The organism is Pseudomonas saliphila, assembly GCF_008638345.1.
In the GTDB taxonomy this organism is placed as follows: domain Bacteria; phylum Pseudomonadota; class Gammaproteobacteria; order Pseudomonadales; family Pseudomonadaceae; genus Halopseudomonas; species Halopseudomonas saliphila.
In genome coordinates, this window is record NZ_VTVA01000002.1 from 344330 (window position 1) to 360390 (window position 16061).

At 59.2% G+C, this 16061-nt stretch carries 15 protein-coding genes; 11 read left to right on the forward strand and 4 right to left on the reverse strand.

The window, feature by feature from the left end; genetic code table 11:
* Window positions 1–23 precede the first annotated feature (23 nt).
* Window positions 24–1064 carry an NADP(H)-dependent aldo-keto reductase gene (locus FHK95_RS03585; RefSeq protein WP_150303223.1) on the forward strand — a complete coding sequence of 347 codons (1041 nt, stop codon included), beginning with the start codon at window positions 24–26 and terminating at the stop codon, window positions 1062–1064.
* 52 nt (window positions 1065–1116) lie between these two features.
* Here FHK95_RS03585 and zapE read toward each other — a convergent pair whose 3' ends face one another.
* Window positions 1117–2208: a cell division protein ZapE gene (zapE, locus tag FHK95_RS03590; protein WP_150303224.1), complete on the reverse strand. Its 1092-nt coding sequence runs from the start codon at window positions 2206–2208 to the stop codon at window positions 1117–1119.
* Window positions 2209–2242: 34 nt separating this feature from the next.
* A complete protein-coding gene (locus FHK95_RS03595; protein ID WP_206668526.1) occupies window positions 2243–2893 on the reverse strand; it encodes an alpha/beta hydrolase in 651 nt (216 codons plus the stop codon).
* A gap of 232 nt (window positions 2894–3125) precedes the next feature.
* Here FHK95_RS03595 and FHK95_RS03600 point away from each other — a divergent pair, with 232 nt between their 5' ends.
* The 7 genes from FHK95_RS03600 (at window position 3126) to FHK95_RS03630 (ending at window position 8741) form a co-directional block, all read left to right on the forward strand.
* Window positions 3126–3587: a YhcB family protein gene (locus FHK95_RS03600; protein ID WP_150303225.1), complete on the forward strand. Its 462-nt coding sequence runs from the start codon at window positions 3126–3128 to the stop codon at window positions 3585–3587.
* A gap of 50 nt (window positions 3588–3637) precedes the next feature.
* On the forward strand, window positions 3638–4774 hold the full coding sequence (locus FHK95_RS03605; RefSeq protein WP_150303226.1) for an MlaE family ABC transporter permease: 1137 nt from the start codon (window positions 3638–3640) through the stop codon (window positions 4772–4774).
* Entirely contained in the window at window positions 4771–5574 is an 804-nt protein-coding gene (locus FHK95_RS03610) for an ABC transporter ATP-binding protein (protein ID WP_235906700.1), read from the forward strand. The genes FHK95_RS03605 and FHK95_RS03610 overlap by 4 nt, the downstream gene beginning before the upstream one ends.
* Complete coding sequence (locus FHK95_RS03615) at window positions 5574–6512, forward strand: MlaD family protein (RefSeq protein ID WP_150303228.1); 939 nt, start codon at window positions 5574–5576, stop codon at window positions 6510–6512. Before FHK95_RS03610 ends, FHK95_RS03615 begins: the two co-directional genes overlap by 1 nt.
* Window positions 6509–7141 (forward strand): ABC-type transport auxiliary lipoprotein family protein, encoded by a 633-nt coding sequence (locus tag FHK95_RS03620; RefSeq protein ID WP_150303229.1) that lies wholly within the window; start codon window positions 6509–6511, stop codon window positions 7139–7141. Before FHK95_RS03615 ends, FHK95_RS03620 begins: the two co-directional genes overlap by 4 nt.
* A 210-nt stretch (window positions 7142–7351) precedes the next feature.
* Window positions 7352–7987 (forward strand): class I SAM-dependent methyltransferase, encoded by a 636-nt coding sequence (locus FHK95_RS03625; protein ID WP_150303230.1) that lies wholly within the window; start codon window positions 7352–7354, stop codon window positions 7985–7987.
* 25 nt (window positions 7988–8012) lie between these two features.
* Window positions 8013–8741 (forward strand): ZIP family metal transporter, encoded by a 729-nt coding sequence (locus FHK95_RS03630; protein ID WP_150303231.1) that lies wholly within the window; start codon window positions 8013–8015, stop codon window positions 8739–8741.
* Between the two features lie 168 nt (window positions 8742–8909).
* On the opposite strand, the gene guaA is transcribed toward FHK95_RS03630, so the two are convergent.
* Complete coding sequence (gene guaA, locus FHK95_RS03635) at window positions 8910–10487, reverse strand: glutamine-hydrolyzing GMP synthase (RefSeq protein ID WP_150303232.1); 1578 nt, start codon at window positions 10485–10487, stop codon at window positions 8910–8912.
* Window positions 10488–10642: 155 nt separating this feature from the next.
* Entirely contained in the window at window positions 10643–12112 is a 1470-nt protein-coding gene (guaB, locus tag FHK95_RS03640; protein WP_150303233.1) for an IMP dehydrogenase, read from the reverse strand.
* 133 nt (window positions 12113–12245) lie between these two features.
* Here guaB and xseA point away from each other — a divergent pair, with 133 nt between their 5' ends.
* The 3 genes from xseA (at window position 12246) to FHK95_RS03655 (ending at window position 15823) form a co-directional block, all read left to right on the forward strand.
* The gene (gene xseA / locus FHK95_RS03645) at window positions 12246–13628 is read left to right on the forward strand and encodes an exodeoxyribonuclease VII large subunit (RefSeq protein WP_150303234.1); all 1383 of its coding nucleotides are present in this window, start codon (window positions 12246–12248) and stop codon (window positions 13626–13628) included.
* A 2-nt stretch (window positions 13629–13630) separates the two neighbouring features.
* A complete protein-coding gene (locus tag FHK95_RS03650; RefSeq protein WP_150303235.1) occupies window positions 13631–14461 on the forward strand; it encodes a peptidoglycan DD-metalloendopeptidase family protein in 831 nt (276 codons plus the stop codon).
* A gap of 66 nt (window positions 14462–14527) precedes the next feature.
* On the forward strand, window positions 14528–15823 hold the full coding sequence (locus tag FHK95_RS03655; RefSeq protein WP_150303236.1) for a mechanosensitive ion channel family protein: 1296 nt from the start codon (window positions 14528–14530) through the stop codon (window positions 15821–15823).
* Window positions 15824–16061 lie beyond the last annotated feature (238 nt).

The following is a 16061-nucleotide window of genomic DNA, read 5'->3' on the forward strand; positions in this document are numbered from 1 at the left end:
CGCCAGCAGCAGGAGACCTGTCCATGCAATACCGCCCTCTCGGCCGCAGCCAGCTCAAAGTCAGTGCACTGTGTCTAGGAACCATGACTTGGGGTGAGCAAAACACTCAAGCCGAAGCCTTCGCACAAATCGACCGCGCCCGCGATGCTGGCGTGAACTTCATCGACACTGCCGAGATGTACCCCGTTCCGCCGCGCAACGAAACCTACACGACCACCGAGTCCATTATCGGCAACTATTTCCGCGAACGGGGCAATCGGGATAAATGGATAGTCGCCAGCAAGATTGCCGGGCCGAACCGGGAAATGCGCCATATCCGCGACGGTGGAACACGCTTTAATCGGGAGCATATTACCGCCGCGCTGGATGCCAGCCTGCAACGTCTGCAGACCGACTATGTCGATCTGTATCAGCTGCACTGGCCAGACCGCAGCACCAATATGTTTGGCAATCTGGGTTACCGACATGATCTGGACGAGCAATTAACCCCAATCGAAGACACGCTGGAAGTGCTCGACGAGATGGTGAAAGCGGGAAAGATTCGCCATATCGGCCTGTCCAACGAGACCCCCTGGGGCGTCAGTCGCTTTCTGCATCTGGCGGAGACGCGTGGCTGGCCGCGCATCGTATCAATACAGAACCCCTATAACCTGCTCAATCGCAGCTACGAGGTGGGCCTGGCAGAAATGTCGATGCGCGAGCAGACAGGATTACTCGCCTATTCACCGCTGGCTTTCGGCACCCTCACCGGCAAGTATCTGAACGGATTGCGCCCGGACAAGGCCCGCATAACGCTATTCAGCCGGTTTACGCGCTACACCAACTCTGAAGCCCAGATCGCCTGTGCGCGCTATGTGCAGCTCGCACGTGATCATGGAATGGATCCGGCGCAGATGGCACTGGCTTTTGTGACGCGTCAGCCCTTCGTGACCAGTAACATCATCGGCGCAACGAACATGGACCAGCTCAACCGCAACCTCAGCAGCATCAACATGGGCCTGAGCGATGCAATTCTCGAAGCCATCGCAGCCATCCACCGCAGCCAGCCTAATCCTGCGCCATAGAAGCTGACCACCGGCACTACTGAAGAGGCCGCCTTTCAGGCGGCCTCACCGGTTACGGCTTATGGGGGCGAGAAAGAAACTCATGAGACTGCATTTCCAGTAATCGACTCAGGGTACGCTGGAACTCGAACTCCAACCGCCCTCCGGTGTACAGGTCTTTCAGCTCGACTTCCGAAGAAATGATCAGCTTCACGTTACGATCGTAGAACTCGTCGACCATGTTAACGAAGCGTCTTGCCATATCGTCCTTGGATGTGCCCATCTGCTCTACATTGGCAATCAACACAGCATGGAAGATCTTGGCCAGCTCTATGTAATCGTTCTGGCTTCGCGGCCCATCACAGAGTTCACGAAACTCAAACCAACCGACATCTTCGCCTACCCTGACTGACTGCACGGATCGATTGTTGATGCTAAGAGTTTCGGCTTCGACAACATTGTCCATTTCCGGCACGAGGCTTTCAAAACTCCGGCGCAAACTGGCCTCCGCCTCAGCGTCCAACGGGCAATGGTACAGCTCGGCCTGCTCCAGGGCGCGCAGCCGGTAATCGACGCCACTGTCGACATTGACCACTTCCGTATGACTGTTCAACAAGGCGATGGCGGGCAGGAAACGCGCTCGCTGCAAACCATTCTTGTACAGTCCGTCAGGAACGATATTCGAGGTCGCTACCAGCGTAACGCCATTATGGAACAGCTCTTCCATAAGCGTGCCGAGGATCATCGCATCGGTGATATCCGACACGAAAAACTCATCAAAACAGATAACCCGCGCCTCATCTGCGAAACGCTTGGCGATCAATGAGAGAGGATTCTTTTCACCCTTGAGCTTATCCAGCTCCTGGTGAACACGCTGCATGAACCGGTGGAAGTGCGTGCGCATCTTGCGTTCAAAGGGCAGCGCATCGAAAAAGGTATCGACCAGATAGGTCTTGCCGCGCCCTACCCCACCCCAGAAATACAGGCCTTTTACCGGCTCCGGCTTCTTGCCCAGTAGCTTGCCGAGCAGACCTGGTCTGGCCGAGTCCTGCGCCACCAGCTCGTCAAACAACCGCTGCAAATGGCGAACGGCATTTGCCTGGGCAGGATCGTGAATGAAGTCCGGACGCTTTAGGTCCGCCTGATAGCGTGCGAGAGGCGTCATGCTGGATACCACCGAAATACAGGGGGGCGATACTCTAACCGCCAACCCCCGAATTGGCAATCTGACCTAAGTAGCGCTCCACCGCTTCCTTCAGCTCAACCAGTCGACCATGAAAGAAGTGCCCAGTATCGGCAAAGCGTTGCACTGAAACACCCGGCTGGCCCTCCAGCAGACTGAATACAGCCCCGGATGCCACAACTTCGTCAGCCTCTCCCATCATGACCGCAGCAGCGCCGGGCAAGGGCATCAGATCGCTGAAGGGCAGCTTCTCTACCGAGGGGGCGACCAGCACCAGGCGCGCCGGCCAGGTGTCGAGGCGGCAGGCCGCTGCAGCAGCCACGTAGCCTCCAAAGGAGAACCCCATCAGCCACAGCCTGTTCGCGCCGAGATTCGCGTGCGCCCAGGCGATCACCGCCAGGCAATCCTCTATTTCCCCGATACCGTCGGCATGTTCGCCAGCACTTTTCCCTACTCCGCGAAAATTGAAACGTATCGTGCTTGCGCCCTGATCCCTGGCGGCGCGCATCAGTGTATGCACGACCTTGTTCTGCATTGCACCACCGTGCAAGGGATGCGGATGACAGATGACTGCGACGCACTCTGCGCCCTCGACTCGGGTGACCAACATCTCAAGCGAGCCGGCAGGCCCTTCTATCAACTGCGATTCTTCAGCTATACGGCTCATGGCTCGCTCTCCGTGACTGTTCTGGATTAAATGGCGTCGCATGTGGGGAAGACTATCAGTCGGACCGGCTGGCAAACACGCCAAAAGCGGCCTGAGCACACAACCACCTGCCTCCGTCGATCCGTCGCTCGCACGCAACCGCGCGTGACACAAAGATCAACAGAGCCTAGCCTTGTTCTGCAAATGCCGTTACCGTACCCACATGCAGTGATTGACTCAATGAGGAACCAAGGTGGAAGCAAACGAAAACCTCTGGATTGCAGTACTAATCGCCCTGGCTCTGGGCATTGTGATCGGTGTAGTCATCGCTCGCCTCGCCAAGCGTGTCGGCGGGACCGGCGGCACCGGCACACAGGCCCAGCTTGAGGGCCTGCAACTGCGGTTCGAGGAATATCAGCAGGAGGTCGCCAGCCATTTCAATACCACGGCGAGCCTGGTGTCAAAGCTCAACCGAAGCCATCAGGAGATGCAGGAGCACCTGACTCAGGGTGCGGTAAACCTTGCTCCGGATGAAATGACTCGTCAGCGTCTGCTGGCCGCACTGGAAAGCAACTCCGACCCGATCCATAACAGCGGTCGCGAACGACCTGACTCGGTGTTCGACAGCTTTGAACCGCCACGCGACTATGCCCCCAAACTTGAAGACAGCCCAGGCACGCTGTCAGAAGAGTACGGCGTCAAGCGCAAGCGCTAATGTCTGTCCCTGCACGCTCAGTGCAGGGCTCACCCTTCGGGAATTCTGGCATGGCGGCGCTCCCCGATAATCCCTTTCTGACTCATCGCTCCGGCGACCCCCTGCATCTGGTTATCTCAGGTGACTGGACGCTACAGCACTACGCAGAACTGCGCCGGTTGATTGAAGGTCGGGGCGGCGCCAGAGTCGCTCTCATGCAGGCCGACCTCGGTGGTCTTGGCGAACTGGATACCGCTGGTGGCCAGCTGCTGGCTGAACTGCTCGGCAGTGAGCTGCTCGAGACCGCCGCTGAACAACAGCCTGAGATACCCGAAGAACGTCGCATCCTGTTGCGGCGCATTGCTGAAAGCCTGGCCCCGGAGAGCGCGCACCCACCAACCGGTTACGCCCTCGGCGATATGCTTGCGCGGGTCGGCCAGAGCATGCTGATGTTCTGGGAGCATCTGATCTCACTGCTTGGCTTCATCGGCCTGACGCTTGCTGGCATCGCCCGCAACCTCGTGCGACCGGGCAACTGGCGCATCACCGCCGTCGTGGCTCAGATTGAGCAGACAGCGCTTAACGCGGTACCGATAGTCGCATTGCTCAGCTTTATGGTGGGCGCGGTCATCGCCTTCCTCGGCGCCACTGTGCTGTCAGAATTCGGCGCCAGTATCTTTACTGTCGACCTGGTGGCCTTCTCCTTCCTGCGCGAGTTCGGTGTGTTGCTGACCGCCATTCTGATGGCCGGTCGCACAGCCAGCGCCTTTACCGCTCAGATCGGCTCGATGAAGGCCAACGAAGAGATCGACGCCATCCGCGCGCTGGGCCTGAATCCTCTTGAGCTTCTGGTTATCCCGCGGGTGCTTGCGTTGCTGGTTGCCATGCCGGCGCTGACTTTCATTGCCACGCTCGCCGGCCTGTTCGGCGGTGGCGTGGTCTGTGCTCTGGCGCTGGATATTTCACCCACCATGTTCATTGGCATCTTGCAGCAGAATGTCGACGCGCAGCATTTTGTGCTCGGCATGGCCAAGGCCCCGGTGTTCGCTTTCCTGATTGCCATCATCGGCTGTCTCGAGGGCTTCAAGGTCAGCGGCAGCGCCGAGTCAGTAGGCGAACACACCACCTCGGCGGTCGTGCAATGCATTTTCGTGGTGATACTGGTAGACGCCATGGCCGCCCTTTTCTACATGGAGATGGGCTGGTGAGCACCGAGCCGAACACACCACTGGTAGAGGTACGGGGGCTGCTCAACCGCTTCGGTAGCCAGGTCATACATGAGAACCTCGATCTGGATATTCGCCGCGGCGAAATCATCGGCGTGATCGGCGGCTCGGGCACCGGCAAGTCGGTGCTGTTACGCTCGATCATTGGTCTCAAGCGCCCGGACGCAGGGAGCGTCAAGGTATTCGGGCAGGATCTCACTCAGCTCGACGTTGACCAGCGCTCACGCATGGAACGGCGCTTTGGCGTGTTATTTCAACGCGGCGCGCTCTTCTCCTCTCTGACCGTCAGCGAAAACGTTGCCCTGCCGCTGATCGAACATGCCGGCCTGAGCCGCGAGGATGCCGAACACCTGGCCTGCATGAAACTGGCGCTCGCTGGCCTGCCATCCAACGCGGGCAGCAAATACCCGTCCGAGCTGTCAGGCGGTATGATAAAACGCGCCGCGCTGGCACGCGCCCTAGCGCTGGACCCGGACATCCTGTTTCTGGACGAGCCCACAGCGGGACTCGACCCCATCGGCGCCGCGGCCTTTGACCAATTGATCAAGACCCTGCGTGACGCGATGGGCCTCAGTGTGTTTCTGGTCACCCATGATCTGGACACGCTCTATGCGATCTGTGACCGGGTGGCGGTGCTATCGGAACGGCGCGTGCTGGTGGCCGATCAGCTGGACCGCGTCGCCGCTACTGACAATCCCTGGATTCAGGATTACTTTCATGGCCCCCGCGGTCGCTCCGCGGCAACCGCTGCCAGCCTGTCCCAGCAACCGGAGCAAGATTGATGGAAACCCGCGCACATCATGTATTGATCGGCCTCTTTACGCTGCTTGCTGCGGCTGCGGCCATTATCTTTGCCATCTGGTTAAGCAACGCCAGCTCTAGCCGCGACTACAACCAGTACGTCGTAGTGTTCAACGAGACGGTGACCGGACTCTCGACGGGCAGCGCAGTGCAATACAGTGGCATCCGCATCGGCGACATTACCCAGTTGCGCCTGGATCCCGAAGACCCGCGCAGAGTTCTGGCAAATATCCGCATAGAACCTGATGTGCCCATCAAGCAGGACACCAAGGCGCGCTTGCAACTTACCGGCATCACCGGCACCTCCGTGATTGAGTTGAGCCAGGGCACCCCCGAGAGCCCTCCATTACGTGCGCGCAATGGCGAGCCGCCTGTAATTGTCGCATCGCCTTCACCCATCTCGACCCTGCTGGCCAACGGCGAAGATCTGATGACCAACATCAACCAGCTGGTTGCCAACGCACGCGATATTCTCTCCGAAGAAAACGTAGAACGTATCGGTAATACGCTGGCCTCAATCGAGCGCGCCACAGGTGCCATCGCCAATCAGGGCGGTGATCTCGAATCCTTACTGGCGGAGCTGACAAACGCCAGCACTCAGGCCACGCGCACGCTCGAGCAGACCGACAGACTGATGAACAACGCCAATACGCTGCTCACCGAACAGGGCAGCAGAACCCTGGATGGCGCCGACCAGGCGCTAAGCTCGATTGCTCGCACCAGCGCCGTACTGGAAAGCATGCTAACCGACAATAGCGAGGCGTTTGCCAACGGCATGCGCGGACTTGGCCAACTGGAACCCGCAATCAGCGAGTTGCGTGGCAGCCTGTCGTCACTGCGCAACATCACCCGCCGACTCGAAGACAACCCTACCCGGTTCATTCTGGGTCGCGACTCGCTTGAGGAGTTCGAACCGTGAACACGCTATCTCGCCTGCTTGGCACCAGCACGTTAATCGGCAGCCTGCTGTGGCTTAGCGCCTGCACCGTGCTGCCTGAATCCGACCCGGTGACTGTATTCGAGTTTCCCGCTCCCACAATGCAAGCAGCAGGCTCCAGTGAACGAATCGACGTATCGCTGCGGATCAATACCCCGCTGACCGGCTTTGCACTGGCCGGCCCACGTATTCTTGTCAACCCTGACGGCTACGAACTAAAAACCTACAAAGGGGCGCGCTGGACTGACCCCTCCCCCGTCCTGCTACGGGAATATATCGCCCAGTCGTTCAATCAGCACGGCGTCATCGCCAACGTCAGTACCGACGAGCATGGCTTGCATGCCGACGTTCATTTGAGCAGCAATTTGCGCCGATTCCAGGTGGTCTACGCCGAGGGTGCTGAAGTAGTTATTGAGCTCGACGCACGCCTGGTCGAAGCAGGCAGTCTGCGGGTACTGGCGCACCATACATTCATTAGCCGACAACCACTGGAAGACGAGCAGTTGCCCGGCGTGGTCACCGCCTACGGCCAAGCCAGCGAAGCGCTGACTGCCGAACTGTTGCCTTGGACGCTGCAAGCCCTCCGCGATCGAATAATCAGCCAGCGATAGTCAGTGGCTTCGTAGTCGACAGTCCGGTAGATCATTCGCACCGAACATAGCAAGGGCGTAGAGTTCTGCCACACTCAATGTAGCTGTCATCGGCTGTCGCACTGATACGCAGGGTAGCCAGCTTATCCGATCGAAGCGGGCCAGGCTCTCCGAGAGAGAGGCCGGACACACTTCACGGGTCATTGCAGCCAGGCGGGAGTGAATCCAGAGATGGCATTAACCGAACCCTTCGAGCTCCATCACCAGCACTATGACGAGTGGTTCGTGCGTCACGCTGCTGCCTACCACTCGGAACTGCTGGCGGTGCGTGCACTTCTGCCCTGGCAGGGGTTGGGCCTCTCCATCGGCGTCGGAACCGGCCGTTTTGCCGCGCCAATGGGTATCGAAATCGGCATCGACCCCGCGCACGAAGTGCTTGGCTATGCGGCGCGACGCGGCATTAGCACCGTACAGGCAATAGCCAAGGCCCTGCCGTTTGCAGACAGCCACTTCCAACGTGTGCTATGCGTCACCACCCTCTGCTTTTTCGACGACGCCAGCGCGGCCCTGCGCGAGGCGTATCGCGTGTTACAGCCGGGCGGCATCCTGGTGATCGGTTTTATCGATCGCACCAGCCAACTCGGTCAGCATTATCTGGCTCACCAAGCGGAAAATGTGTTCTATCGCGATGCGCGGTTCTTCTCCGCCGCCGAAGTAAAACAGTTGCTTGAGGATACTGGCTTCATCGAGCCGCGCTGGGTGCAGACCCTGGCAAACATGCCGGAAGAAACAGCTGAGATCGAAGCGCTGCAAGCCGGTTACGGCAGCGGAGCCTTTGTGGTCGTCGGGGCACAGCGACCGGACTGATGCCAGTCATGGTCCGGAGGTAACAATGGACAGCAGCTTCTGGACGGCTTTTGGCGCTAGCGCTCTGGCGGCGCTGGTGACTGGCATCGGCATCTATACCATTCGCCGCTTCGAGGAATGGGGCCGCAGATACAGCATTTACTTCGTCTGCTTCGCTGCCGGTGTACTGATCTCGGTGTCCTTCCTGCACATCATTCCCAAGTCGTTCGAGCTGAGTCCCTTTGCCCCCGGCTACCTGCTCGCAGGGTTCGTGTTGATGCACATGTTCAACCGGTTCATCACCGCCTTTGTCTGCGAGCGGGGCACGCACCCGGCTTACGGCCTTGGCCTGGTGCCCATGATCGGTATCGGCTTTCATTCCTTCATCGACGGTTTCGTCTACTCCATCACGTTTTCCGTCAGCGTCTTCACCGGCGTGCTGACCGCCACCGGTATGGTGCTGCATGAATTCCCCGAAGGCATCATCACTTATCTATTGCTGTTGCGCGGCGGCTTCGGCGAAAGGAGCGCCTTACTGCTCGCCCTCATGGCGGCCTCACTATCCACTCCGTTGGGCATGCTTGTCTCCTGGCCTTTTATCAGCCGCATCGATGAGCCGCTGCTGGGCGTGATGCTGTCCCTTTCAGCGGGCGCACTGGTATACGTGGGTGCTACGCACCTCCTGCCACAGGCAGAAAAAGAGCATGGCCGGTTCAGCCTGCTGGCGCTGATCTCAGGCGTTCTGGTGGCGGTGCTCATCGTCTCGTCCAAATAGCAGATAGCTCGGCCGACACCCTCCAGCCAGCCCTTGAAAGCATTGCCTCACTATTACCAGCGAACACCCAGACTGAAACACCCAGATGCCTGCAGAAACAAAAAACCCGGCTATTTGCCGGGTTTTCGCATTGCTACCTGATGCTGTCTGTCAGGCCCGGGCGCGTATCTATTCCCACTCGATGGTCGCCGGTGGCTTGCTGGAGATATCGTAGGTAACGCGCGATACACCGCTGATTTCATTGATGATGCGGTTGGATACCAGCTCCAGGAACTCGTAGGGCAGATGCGCCCAGCGCGCCGTCATGAAGTCGATGGTTTCCACTGCACGCAGTGCGATCACCCATTCATAACGACGGGCATCGCCAACCACGCCGACCGAACGCACGGGCAGGAAGACCGCAAAGGCCTGGCTGGTTTTCTGATAGAGATCAGCCCGGCGCAGCTCTTCGATAAAGATATGATCGGCGCGACGCAGGATTTCCGCGTACTCCTTGCGTACCTCGGCCAGAATCCGCACGCCCAGACCCGGGCCTGGAAACGGATGGCGGTAAACCATATCGAAGGGTAACCCGAGCTCCAGACCGATCTTGCGCACCTCGTCCTTGAACAGTTCACGCAGCGGCTCAACCAGATCAAACGCCATATCGTCCGGCAGACCACCGACATTATGGTGAGACTTGATCACATGGGCCTTGCCGGTCTTGGCGCCAGCGGACTCGATCACATCGGGATAGATGGTGCCCTGGGCCAGGAAGCGGATGCCTTCCAGCTTGGTTGCTTCCTGGTCAAAGACCTCGATGAAGCTGCGACCAATGATCTTGCGCTTCTCTTCCGGGTCGGTAACGCCCAGCAACCTGGACAGGAACATGTTCTCGGCGTCGACGCGAATCACCTTCACGCCCATGTTCTCGGCGAACATGGCCATGACCTGATCGCCTTCGTGCAATCGCAGCAAGCCATTGTCGACGAATACGCAGGTCAGCTGATCACCGATCGCCTTATGCAGCAACGCAGCGACAACGGATGAATCTACCCCGCCGGATAGCCCGAGCAGCACCTTGGCATCACCGACCTGAGCGCGGACGGTAGCGATGGCGTCATCAACAATGTTGGAGGGTGTCCACAGGGCTTCACAGCCACACAGCTCAAGCAGAAAGCGCGACATCAGACGCAAGCCCTGCTTGGTATGGGTTACTTCAGGGTGAAACTGCACGCCGTAGAAGTGCCGGTTCTCATCACCCATTGCAGCAATGGGGCAACTGGGCGTGCTGGCAATGATATGAAAGCCTTCAGGCAGGTCCATGACCTTGTCACCGTGGCTCATCCAGACGTCAAGGCCGAAGACGCCATCGGCGTCAACGTGATCTTCGATACCGTCCAGCAGGGCACTCTTGCCCACGATGTCGACCCGCGCGTAGCCAAATTCCTGCTTGTCGGAACCCTTGACGCTGCCGCCCAGCTGCGCGGCCATGGTTTGCATGCCATAGCAGATACCCAGCACCGGCACACCCAACTCGTACACGACCTGTGGCGCGCGCGGCGAGCCTTCGTTCGGCACGGATTCCGGTCCGCCAGCCAGGATGATGCCCTTGGGTGCGTACGCACGAATGTCCGCTTCGTCCATATCCCAGGCGCGAATTTCGCAGTAGACCCCGATCTCGCGGACGCGGCGGGCGATCAACTGGGTGTACTGGGAGCCGAAATCGAGGATCAGGATCCGGTGCGCGTGAATATCGTGAATCATGGGCTTTCCTTCGGAAAGAGCGTGTAGCTAAAAGCCGGAAGCCGGTAGCAGAGCCGAAGTAAGGTTTTCGTGCTCCGCTGCCCGCTCCCGGCACCTTGAATGCTGGAATATCAGCGACCCTGCCGCAGCCTTGACCGCGAGCAGGATCGGTCCGATCACCCTACCCGGTAATTGGGTGCTTCCTTGGTGATCTGCACGTCATGGACGTGGGATTCGCTCATGCCCGCTCCGGTGATCCGAACGAACTCAGGCTTGGTGCGCATCTCCTCGATCGAGGCGCTGCCAGTGTAGCCCATGGATGCTCGCAGCCCGCCCATCAGCTGATGGATGATGGCGCCAAGCGACCCTTTGTATGGCACGCGACCTTCAATACCCTCAGGCACGAGTTTTTCAGCGCCAGCGCTGGAGTCCTGGAAGTAACGGTCAGATGAACCCTGGCTCTGAGCCATGGCACCCATCGAGCCCATGCCGCGATACGCCTTGTAGGAGCGGCCTTGGAAAAGTTCGATTTCCCCTGGCGCCTCTTCAGTACCGGCGAACATCGAGCCCATCATCACCATTGAAGCACCGGCGGCGATGGCTTTGGACAGATCACCCGAGAAGCGGATGCCGCCGTCGGCAATCAGGGGTATGTCCATGCCTTTCAGCGCCGCAGCGACGTCGGCAATCGCCGACATCTGCGGTACACCCACGCCTGCGACGATACGCGTAGTGCAGATGGAGCCTGGGCCAATACCCACCTTGACCGCATCAGCACCGGCTTCGGCCAGCGCCAGCGCGGCTGCGCCCGTAGCGATGTTGCCGCCAATGACCTGGATCTCGGGAAAGTTTTCTTTTACCCAACGAACGCGGTCGATTACGCCTTTGGAATGGCCGTGGGCCGTGTCAACCACCACCACGTCAACGCCGGCGGCAACCAGTGCAGTGACCCGATCAGCGGTTTCCTGACCGGTGCCGACTGCGGCGCCGACCAACAAACGGCCTTGATCATCCTTGGCGGCATTGGGATAGGCGCGGGCCTTTTCGATGTCCTTGACGGTCATCATGCCCTTGAGATGAAAGGCGTCATCAACGATCAGAACCTTCTCGATCCGATGGCGATGCAGCAGCTCGCGGACCTCGGCGGCGCTGACCCCTTCCTTGACTGTCACCAGCTTGTGCTTGGGTGTCATGACATCGCTGATCAGCGCATCCATACGGGTTTCAAAGCGCACGTCACGGGCGGTGACAATGCCCACCAGGCCGCCATCGGACAGCACCGGTACGCCGGAGAAGCTGTGCTGACGCGTCAGCTCGAGCAGCTCCCCAACGGTGGCGCTGGCATCAATGGTAATCGGATCCTTGACCACACCGGATTCGTACTTCTTGACCTTGCGGACTTCGGCAGCCTGCTGGTCGATGGTCATGTTCTTGTGGATGATCCCCATGCCTCCTTCCTGGGCCATGGCAATCGCCAACCGGGCTTCGGTTACGGTATCCATGGCAGCAGACAGCAGCGGAATATTCAGTTCGATACGCCGGGTAAGCCGGGTCTTGAGGCTGACATCATTGGGCAGTACTTCAGAATAACCTGGCACCAACAAAACATCATCGAAGGTAAGGGCTTCTTGGCTTATTCGCAGCATTACGGAGGCTCCCGAGCGGGAAAATGGAAGCGCGTCATTATACCTATCAGGTGGACCGCACTCAATTGGAATCACTCAGCGGGACGATTTAATCCTGTTACCACCCACGGTGTTCCCGCGTTAAGATGCACCGATGAATGACAATGCCATATTCCAGCGCCTGAACACCGAGCGCGAAGTCCTGACCGTCAGCCAGCTCAACGCGCGCGCGCGCAGCCTGCTCGAGGAGGTATTCCCGCGCATCTGGGTTGAGGGCGAACTGTCCAACCTGTCGCGGCCTTCATCCGGTCACATGTACTTCACCCTCAAGGACAGCAAAGCCCAGGTGCGCTGCGCCCTGTTCCGCCAGCATGCGGCCCGGGTCCGCGTGGACCTGCGCGACGGGTTGCTGATCCGCGCCCGCGGCCGGGTCAGTCTGTACGAAGGCCGAGGCGACTATCAGTTAATACTCGACAGTATCGAGCCGGCCGGAGACGGCGCGTTACGCCAGGCATTCGAGGCGCTCAAGGCCAAGCTACAGGACGAGGGATTGTTCGATGCAGGCAGTAAACGTGCGTTGCCGACTCATCCACGGCGCATTGGCGTAATCACCTCACCCAGCGGGGCTGCCGTACGTGACATCATCAGCGTCTTTGGCCGCCGCGCCCCCTTTGTTGAGCTGGTTATCATACCGACACCGGTGCAGGGCCGGGACGCCGCACCGCAGATCGTCAAGGCCTTGCAGCTCGCAGACCGCAGCGGCTTTGATGCGCTAATCATGGCCCGTGGCGGCGGCTCGCTGGAAGATCTCTGGCCGTTCAATGAGGAAACCGTCGCCCGCGCCCTGCATGCCTGTGTTACGCCAACCGTATGCGCGGTGGGCCATGAAACGGACGTGTCGATCAGTGACTTTGTCGCCGACGTGCGGACCCCTACCCCTTCCGCTGCCGCCGAGCTGCTGAGCCCCGATCAGCAAGCGATGCTGTTGCAGCTCGAACGGGTGCAACGCCAACTGCGCCAAAGCATGCGCGCTCACCTCAGTCGCGAACAGGCCACCCTGGATAATCTGCGCAAGCGCCTGCGGCATCCCGGCGAGCGACTCGCGCAGCAGGCGCAGAAGCTGGATGATCTGGAGGTACGCTTACGCCGCGCCCAGATGCAGCAGCAGTTGCGCTTTACCCAACGGTTCGAGCGCTTGCAGAGCCGACTGCAGTCTCAGCACCCTGGGCAAATGCTCACCCTGTTACGCCAGCGCCTGGATCATCTGGATCAACGGCTGCCGCGGGCGATGCACCAATCTCTGGAATTTCGACGCCAGCAACTGGGCACACAGAGCCAGACTCTACACCTGGTCAGTCCACTGGCGACCCTGGGCCGCGGCTACAGTATCCTGCTCGACGAGCATGGCCGCGCGGTGCGTAGTCATATGGATGCGCAACCGGGCCAGCGTCTTGAAGCGCGCCTCAGTGACGGGCGTCTGGCCGTACGGGTGGAGGCAGACCTTGCCACACCCCACACTCTCTCCTTATTAGACTAACCATGATCCGCAAACTGACCATAGTGTGTTTATTGACTTGCCTGAGCCTCCCGGCACTGGCGGAAGGCTTCATCACGCGGCTACTGGATAAACCGGTACCAGGCGGTGTGGCAGTGATCGCTTTACCCGAGCAAGCAACCGCTCCCCGGGCCGAGTACCAGGGCAATCCGCTGCTCGTCGTTCGCGAGGATGGAGCACGCTGGATCGCCATCGCGGGCATACCGCTCAGCGCGTCCGCTGGAACCGAGCATATCGTCCTGGCCAACGGCACCCGCGTGCCCTTTGAGGTCACAGGCCGAGAATATGAATCGCAGCACATCACGCTCAAGAACCAGCAGCAGGTAACGCCCGACGCCACACGGGTCAAGCGCATCCAGAGGGAACTGGCGGAACAGATCAGCGCCTACCAGACGTTCAGCCCAAGGCAACCGAGCAACCTGTTGTTCGACCGGCCGGTCGAGGGACGCCTTTCCAGCGCCTTCGGTCTGCGTCGCTTCTTCAACGGCGAAGAGCGCAACCCCCATTCGGGGCTGGATTTTGCCGCTGCTGCTGGCACGCAGATCAAAGCGCCAGCGGCCGGCAAGGTTATTCTGGTAGGCGACTATTTCTTCAACGGTAAAACCGTGTTTGTCGATCACGGCCAGGGCCTGATAAGCATGTTCTGCCATCTGTCGGCGTTTGATGTGAAGCTCGGCGATGAATTGGAACGCGGCGCAAAAGTCGGTAAGGTCGGCGCCACCGGTCGGGCCACGGGGCCGCATTTGCACTGGAATGTCAGTCTGAACAATGCCCGTGTTGACCCGGCGATATTCATCGGCGCTTTTACACCCTGAACGCTATTCTCGTGTTGCCCGCATTCGCGCCGTGACACCATCGTATTTGAACCTGACGAGAGCATCATGATCGACCTGTATAACAGCGCTCAGGAATGGCTGGAGCACTACCCTCACCTGCACACGATGATAGCCCTCGCGCTATTGCTCCTGGCTGCATTCGTAGCCAACTGGATAGTCAAGAAGGTGTTGATCCGGGGACTGATTCGCCTGATAAGAGCGACCCCACTGGGCAGCGGTTCCTCCGAAGTGCGCCAGTCGCATGTCATTTCCCGGCTCGCCAATGTAGTGCCGGCCATCATCCTGTCGGTGGGTATCGGGGTCGTGCCGGGTATTCCGGAAGTCATGGTGATAGTGGTACGCAACGTCTGCAGCGCATTCATCATCCTCACCATCGCGCTGGCCATCACCAACACCCTGACCCTGATCAACCGCATGTACGAGCGACGCCCCAAGGCGCATCTCAAGCCGATCAAGGGCTACGTGCAGATCGTCAACATCGTGATTTACGCGCTCGCCACCATCCTGATGATCGCTACGCTGATCGACCGCTCGCCGCTGATCCTGCTCTCAGGCCTGGGCGCTATGGCCGCGGTGCTCATGTTGATCTTTCAGGACACCCTGTTGTCGCTGGTGGCCAGCGTGCAGATCAGCTCCAACGATATTCTGCGTGTAGGTGACTGGATCGAGATGCCAGCACTGAGCGCCGACGGTGACGTAATCGATATTGCGCTGCACACAGTGAAGGTACAAAACTGGGACAAGACCATCACCACCATTCCTACCAAGCGGTTGATCACCGAGCCGTTCAAGAACTGGCGAGGCATGCAGGAGAGTGGCGGCCGGCGCATCAAGCGCAGCGTTATGCTGGACCAGCAAAGCGTGCACTTTCTGGACAGTGACGAAAGCGCCCACCTACGTCGCTTCCGCCTGCTCAAGGAGTACATGAGCGAGAAGCAGGAGGAGATTGAAGCCTGGAACCAGACATTAGAGGAGCAAGGCAAGGAGCCGGTCAATACGCGGCGCATTACCAACATCGGCACCTTCCGCGCCTATGTCGATCGCTATCTGCGCAGCCATCCCGGTATTCATCAGAACATGACACTGATGGTGCGCCAGATGAATCCGACGGCCGACGGCTTGCCGCTGGAGATTTACTGCTTCACCAATACCGTTTCCTGGGGCGCCTATGAAGGCATCCAGTCCGATATCTTTGACCATCTGTTCGCGATACTGCCGGAATTCGGGCTGCGCGTGTACCAGCACCCAAGCGGCATGGATTTGCGCGATTTGCGCGAGACCTATACGTCCAAGACCGCCCAACAAGAATCCGAACCCGGCGTGACCTCCATCGGCACCTGAACTATCGGGCCTGATCAACCCAAGATCAGGCCATCGCCCGTCCGCGCTATCCGCATAACGTTGCGCCGCATAAGTTGCTATATTATTGCGACAAAGCATATCGACGCGATGATTAATTGCTTTATTCAAGACATGCTTGCCATATATCGCTGCTCTCGGTAGTGTTTCAGCCATGCAAGCTCACACTAGCTCTAAACCATTACGCATAACCGCCTGCCTTCGTCTGGTCGGCTCGCGA

Bases quoted from the DNA above. Each gene is read 5' to 3' on its own strand.
- FHK95_RS03615 (WP_150303228.1), top strand. From the start codon at position 5,574: ATGGAAACCCGCGCACATCATGTATTGATCGGCCTCTTTACGCTGCTT.
- guaB (WP_150303233.1), bottom strand. From the start codon at position 12,112: ATGCTGCGAATAAGCCAAGAAGCCCTTACCTTCGATGATGTTTTGTTG.
- xseA (WP_150303234.1), top strand. From the start codon at position 12,246: ATGAATGACAATGCCATATTCCAGCGCCTGAACACCGAGCGCGAAGTC.
- guaA (WP_150303232.1), bottom strand. From the start codon at position 10,487: ATGATTCACGATATTCACGCGCACCGGATCCTGATCCTCGATTTCGGC.
- FHK95_RS03650 (WP_150303235.1), top strand. From the start codon at position 13,631: ATGATCCGCAAACTGACCATAGTGTGTTTATTGACTTGCCTGAGCCTC.
- FHK95_RS03585 (WP_150303223.1), top strand. From the start codon at position 24: ATGCAATACCGCCCTCTCGGCCGCAGCCAGCTCAAAGTCAGTGCACTG.
- FHK95_RS03595 (WP_206668526.1), bottom strand. From the start codon at position 2,893: ATGAGCCGTATAGCTGAAGAATCGCAGTTGATAGAAGGGCCTGCCGGC.
- zapE (WP_150303224.1), bottom strand. From the start codon at position 2,208: ATGACGCCTCTCGCACGCTATCAGGCGGACCTAAAGCGTCCGGACTTC.
- FHK95_RS03625 (WP_150303230.1), top strand. From the start codon at position 7,352: ATGGCATTAACCGAACCCTTCGAGCTCCATCACCAGCACTATGACGAG.
- FHK95_RS03605 (WP_150303226.1), top strand. From the start codon at position 3,638: ATGGCGGCGCTCCCCGATAATCCCTTTCTGACTCATCGCTCCGGCGAC.
- FHK95_RS03630 (WP_150303231.1), top strand. From the start codon at position 8,013: ATGGACAGCAGCTTCTGGACGGCTTTTGGCGCTAGCGCTCTGGCGGCG.
- FHK95_RS03655 (WP_150303236.1), top strand. From the start codon at position 14,528: ATGATCGACCTGTATAACAGCGCTCAGGAATGGCTGGAGCACTACCCT.